The sequence below is a fragment of the Roseomonas sp. KE0001 genome, from assembly GCF_016107285.1.
Taxonomy (GTDB): Bacteria; Pseudomonadota; Alphaproteobacteria; order Acetobacterales; family Acetobacteraceae; genus Pseudoroseomonas.
Map to the genome: position 1 here is coordinate 1 of NZ_RCVQ01000028.1, position 4,884 is coordinate 4,884.

Sequence of the window (4,884 nt, forward strand, 5' to 3'; positions counted from 1 at the left end):
TAGCCCGCTCCAGAGGCGGTTGATCGAGGCCGCTACCGACATCCGCGAGGGTGAGCCGGACGATATCGCCTATCAACATTCCATCCTGTGCCAGACCTCTCTACCTGCCGCGAAGCCGCCAGAAGGCGTGCTGCGCTGGGAGAAGCGTCAGGGGCGCGCCACGCTGCTGGTACAGGCGGGCGAGGTGCTGGACCCTAAGACGAGCCGCTACACGCAGCTACCGCTGCCCTATGGCCCGAAAGCGCGGCTCCTGCTGATGCACATGAACGGGGAAGCGGTGCGGCGTCAGTCGCCCATCATCCCGGTTGAGGACAGCATGACCGCCTTTTTCCGGCGGCTGATGGGCAAGACGCAGGATGGCCGCCAGGTCCGCATGCTGAAAGCCCAGCTCTCCGCCTTGGCCGCTGCTACCTTTCGAATGGGCATCGTCAACGGCGACCATGCTCTGCAGGTCGATACGAAGGTGGTTGGAGCCTTCAATCTCTGGTTCGACAAGGATCAGAGCCAGCGGGTGCTATGGCCGTCCACCCTGAAGCTCTCGCTCGACTATTACGACAGCCTGACCCGCCATGCCGTGCCGCTCGATGAGCGGGCGATATCGGCGCTCAGGGACTCCGCCGTGGCACTGGACGTGTATTGCTGGCTCGCCCAGCGGCTCCACCGCATCCCCGAAGGCAAGCCGCAGTTCGTGCCGTGGACGGCCCTGCATGAGCAGTTCGGGCTGGGATATGCCCAGATTAGGCAGTTCCGGGCCTTCTTCCTGCGCCAGTTGGCCGAGGTAAGGGCGGTTTACCCCGAGGCACGGCTAGAGACAGACGGCGGGGGCATGACCCTGACCCATTCGCAGCCGCCGGTGAAGAAACTGCTGGTGTCGGTGCCACGTGCAATCGGTGACACCTCCAGCCCGGACTTTATCTGAGAGGCATCAGGCCGCGTGCAATCGGTGACGCTAGAAGCGTGGCCTTGGCATACGGGCAAGCTGGCCGCGTGCAATCGGTGACAGAGAAGGCTGGTGGATAGCCGCCGATATCCACAGGCAATCGGTGACGGTTCTCGCGTGTAATCGGTGACAAAGCCCGCGTGTAATCGGTGACACAAACCTATTATCTATAAACCTCTATTCTTCCTGTAGCTGGGCTGGCGCTGGTTGGGGATTAAAAACTAAGGACAAAACCGGCGGATTTGCCGTAGGCAGATGATGGCGCAGGCGAGTGTCGTCAGGGCAAGGTGCAGGTCAACGCGGCGTTCATAGCGGACGGTCAGACGCCGGAAGCGGTTCAGCCAGGCGAAAGTGCGTTCGACCACCTACCTGTGCTTGCCGAGCCGCTGACTGCTCTCGATGCCACGGCGCGCGATACGCGGGGCGATGCCACGGGCGCGGCATTCCTAACGGCACCGGCGATGATCGTAAGCCTTGTCGGCGTGCAGTTTGCGCGGCCTGCGGCGGGGTCGGCCGGGGCCGCCGATCCGGACGTGCGGCACGGCATCAAGAGTAGGGGCGAGCATCCGGCTGTCGTGGCAGTTGGCGCCGCTCAGCGTCAGGCCCAATGGCGTGCCGCGGGTGTCCGTGACGAGATGCCGCTTCGTGCCTGGCCTGCCACGGTCCGTCGGGTTCGGGCCGACCCCCGCACCCCCTTTTTCGCGGGCAGGCTGGCGCTGTCGAGCGCCGCTCGGTGCCAGTCCAAGGCTCCGGCATCCTGGAGCTGCTCCAGCAAGATCCGGTGCAGGCCCGCCCAGACCCCGGCAGCATGCCACTCGCCCAGCCGCCGCCAGCACGTCTTGCCGCAGCACCCCAATTCGGATGGAAGTTCGTGCCATTGGATGCCCGTCCGCAGCACGAACAGGATCCCGGCAAGGGCCGCGCGGTCAGAGGCTCGTGGGCGGCCGCCCTTCGGCTTTGGCCGCCCCCGCGGCAGCAGCGGCTCGACCACAGCCCAGAGGTCGTCAGGAACGAGAAGCGCCATCCCTCATCAACGCCCCGCAGCAGGTTTTGTCCCGAACTTTTAGTTCGCCCCTGCGGAACCGGAAAAAGGGGCTCTAGTAGAAAAAAGGGGCGGCATGAGTCGGGAGAACGGCCAACCCCGCAAAGCCAATATCGTGCGCTGGCTCGCCACCTACATCATCAACGGAGACGGGTTGGAACTGGTGGTGCGTTCCAATGAGCCGGAGTTGAGGCATCTCACCCAAACCACATGAGATGGGTTGGTTATCGAATTTGAAACGCCGTAAGGCCGGGTAAGGGAACGATGAACGTTTGCCCGGCCAGGCCGTTAGGTAGGGCATGCCCGATGCCGACTGGTTGCCCGATCCCTATATCCTGGCGCTCACCGGCTTTGGTGTGCTCATCGCCCTGGTGGCCTGGCTGCCGCTCGCGCTTCGCCGCCTGCCACTGTCGCTGCCGATCGTCTGCATCGCGCTCGGCGCGATGCTGTTCTCGCTGCCTGGCTTGATGCTGCGGCCGTTGCCGCTGGACTATCCGCGGATCACCGAGCGTTTCACCGAGTTCGTCGTGATCATCGCGCTGATGGGTGCAGGGCTGCGGCTCGATCGTGTCTTCGGGTGGCGGCGATGGGCGGTGACGTGGCGCCTGCTGGGCATCACCATGCCGCTCGGCATCCTGGCCATCGCCGGATTGACCGCCTGGGGGCTCGGCCTGTCCTGGGCTTCCGCGCTGCTGCTCGCCGCCAGCCTGGCGCCGACTGATCCGGTGCTGGCGGCCGATGTCCAGGTCGGCCCGCCCAAGAGCGGCGAGGAGGACGAGGTCCGCTTCGGCCTCACCTCCGAGGCGGGGCTCAATGATGGGCTGGCATTCCCGTTCGTGCATCTGGCCATCATGCTGGCCGCCGTGGCAGGCACGGACAAGCCCTGGCTTGCTGAATGGCTCGGCTACCGGGTGCTGTGGGAGATCGGCGCCGGGATCGGCGCCGGCTGGCTGATTGGCCGTGCCTTTGGCTGGCTCACCTTCCATGTGCCGGCCGAGACCCGGCTGGCCAGGACGCGGGACGGGCTGATCGGCTTGTCCGCGACGCTGGTGTCCTACGGGTTGACGGAAATCATCCATTGCTATGGCTTCCTGGCCGTGTTCGTCACCGCGCTGAGTTTCCGCCGGGCGCATCGCGAGCATGACTTTCACACGCAGATGCACGAGGTGACCGAACAGATCGAGCGCCTGGCGATGATGGTGCTGCTGCTGCTTTTCGGCGGTGCGCTGGTCAGCGGCCTGCTGGCGCCGGTGTCCTGGGTCGAGATGGCCCTGGCCCTCTTGATCCTGCTGGTGGTCCGCCCGGTGACGGGGTGGCTCGGCCTGGCCGGGTTCCAGGCTGACCTCGGCGAGAAGCTAACGCTCGCCTTCTTCGGTATTCGCGGGGTCGGCTCGCTCTACTACCTGGCCTATGGCCTGAACCGGATGGACGTGGCGGAGGCCGGGCGGCTCTGGGGCTTTGTCGGCGTGGTGGTGCTGTTCTCCATCCTGCTGCATGGGCTGAGCGTCACACCGATCATGCGGCTCATCGACCGGCGGCTCGGCCGTGACCCGGATGCCGATGATGCGACGCCGCCGCCAGGCCTGAAGGGACCGGCGGCGTAGATGGCGACGTCGGGAGATCTCAAGACGCGCTCGGGCGATGAGCAAGGCACTTACTCGAAGGCGTACGAGATGCGGTGAATATCAGGCCTGACGTGACGGGCTGCGGCCGCGGCCCCTCACCATTCTGCCGCTGCCGCCAGCAGCGCAGCATGGAGGGCTGGATCCCCAACTCGCCCGCGACTTGCGTCAGCGGCCGGCCGCTGGAGCGCAACAGCGCGACCGCCTCCTGCTTGAACTCCGGCGTGAACTCTCGCCGTGTCTTGTTCATCGGACACCTTCCTCGCTCTCGTGGAGCTTACTTAGGGGTACCCATCAATTCGAAGGAAGATCAGTGGCCTGCTCCGCGACCGGGCTGGACGCCTCGACGTCTCCGCAGCACGCACTGCCTGCGCCGCCGCCCTCGCCTTAACTGAGGCCCTCATCAACCCAGTCTGAAACCGCTCAAACAGGCTCTGAGAGGAACTGGCTGCTCCAGCGCTCAAGGCTGGAGCAGCGCAATCCTGATGCCTCAGGCGCCGGCTTTTCTCTTGCTCTTCGGGGTCGTGCGTGGGGCATCGTCATTGCCGGAGGCGACGCCCTCGCCATCCGTCTTCGCAGCGCCCTGACCTTCGGCAATCTGGGTCAGGAGCGCGTCGGTCTTTTTTTCCTCCTCAAGGGTCTCCGCGAGCAGGGCTTCTGCTTCGCCGTAGCCCAACTTGGCCGCCCAAGTCTTCAGCAAGCCGTAGCGGGCAATCTCGTAATGCTCGATGGCTTGTGCACATCCGATCAGTACATCATCGGCTGCTTCCGTGCCGGCAAAGTCACCGATATCCTCTTCCATCTCGGCCGTAAGGCCCTGCATTGCTTCACAGGTCTTGGCACGCGCGGCTTTGTCAATGGATTCGAACACCTGGACCAGGCGCTCGACCTGAACAGCGCTTTCCTCAGCGTGCTTGGTGAAAGCCTGCTTCAGTTCCGGCGCCTGCGCGGCCTTGGCCGACTTCTTCAGTGCTTTCACCGACTGCTTCTCGGCGTAGTAGACATCCTTCAGCGTCTCGTAGAAGGCGTCGTTCAGAGTCTTCTCGGCCATGCGTTGAATCCTTTGCTGCCGCTGTGGAAGCGAGGTGGAACGGAGAGGGGTTATGCAGGAGTTTGCCTCTCAGAAACGCTAGGGTAGCGCTTCAGCTTCCGATCGCCTTGGCCACGGCATGGCTACTCACCGTTGTCAAATGCCAAGCGAAGCGTTGCACTAAGAACTGTTCAGCAGGCCGTCGGTTCCGTTACCGGTTTATGGATGCCCCTAATGGGTTACGCTTGGG

At 64.3% G+C, this 4,884-nt stretch carries 4 protein-coding genes and 2 pseudogenes; 3 read left to right on the forward strand and 3 right to left on the reverse strand.

Features of this window, described 5'->3' with window-relative positions:
• Nucleotides 1-919, forward strand: a 919-nt coding sequence (locus D9598_RS20685) for a replication protein RepA (RefSeq protein WP_232477497.1), incomplete at its 5' end; no start/stop codon positions are given.
• Between the two features lie 242 nt (nt 920-1,161).
• Here D9598_RS20685 and D9598_RS20690 read toward each other — a convergent pair.
• A pseudogene (locus D9598_RS20690) lies at nt 1,162-1,964 on the reverse strand (IS5 family transposase).
• Between the two features lie 94 nt (nt 1,965-2,058).
• Here D9598_RS20690 and D9598_RS20695 point away from each other — a divergent pair.
• Complete coding sequence (locus D9598_RS20695; RefSeq protein WP_157985959.1) at nt 2,059-2,196, forward strand: hypothetical protein; 138 nt, start codon at nt 2,059-2,061, stop codon at nt 2,194-2,196.
• An 85-nt stretch (nt 2,197-2,281) separates the two neighbouring features.
• Nucleotides 2,282-3,586, forward strand: a complete 1,305-nt coding sequence (locus D9598_RS20700) for a sodium:proton antiporter (RefSeq protein ID WP_198368374.1) — start codon at nt 2,282-2,284, stop codon at nt 3,584-3,586.
• Nucleotides 3,587-3,589: 3 nt separating this feature from the next.
• Here D9598_RS20700 and D9598_RS20705 read toward each other — a convergent pair.
• Nucleotides 3,590-3,854: pseudogene (locus tag D9598_RS20705) on the reverse strand (transposase); the annotation flags it as partial.
• Nucleotides 3,855-4,094: 240 nt separating this feature from the next.
• The gene (locus D9598_RS20710; protein WP_198368376.1) at nt 4,095-4,655 is read right to left on the reverse strand and encodes a ferritin-like domain-containing protein; all 561 of its coding nucleotides are present in this window, start codon (nt 4,653-4,655) and stop codon (nt 4,095-4,097) included.
• Nucleotides 4,656-4,884 lie beyond the last annotated feature (229 nt).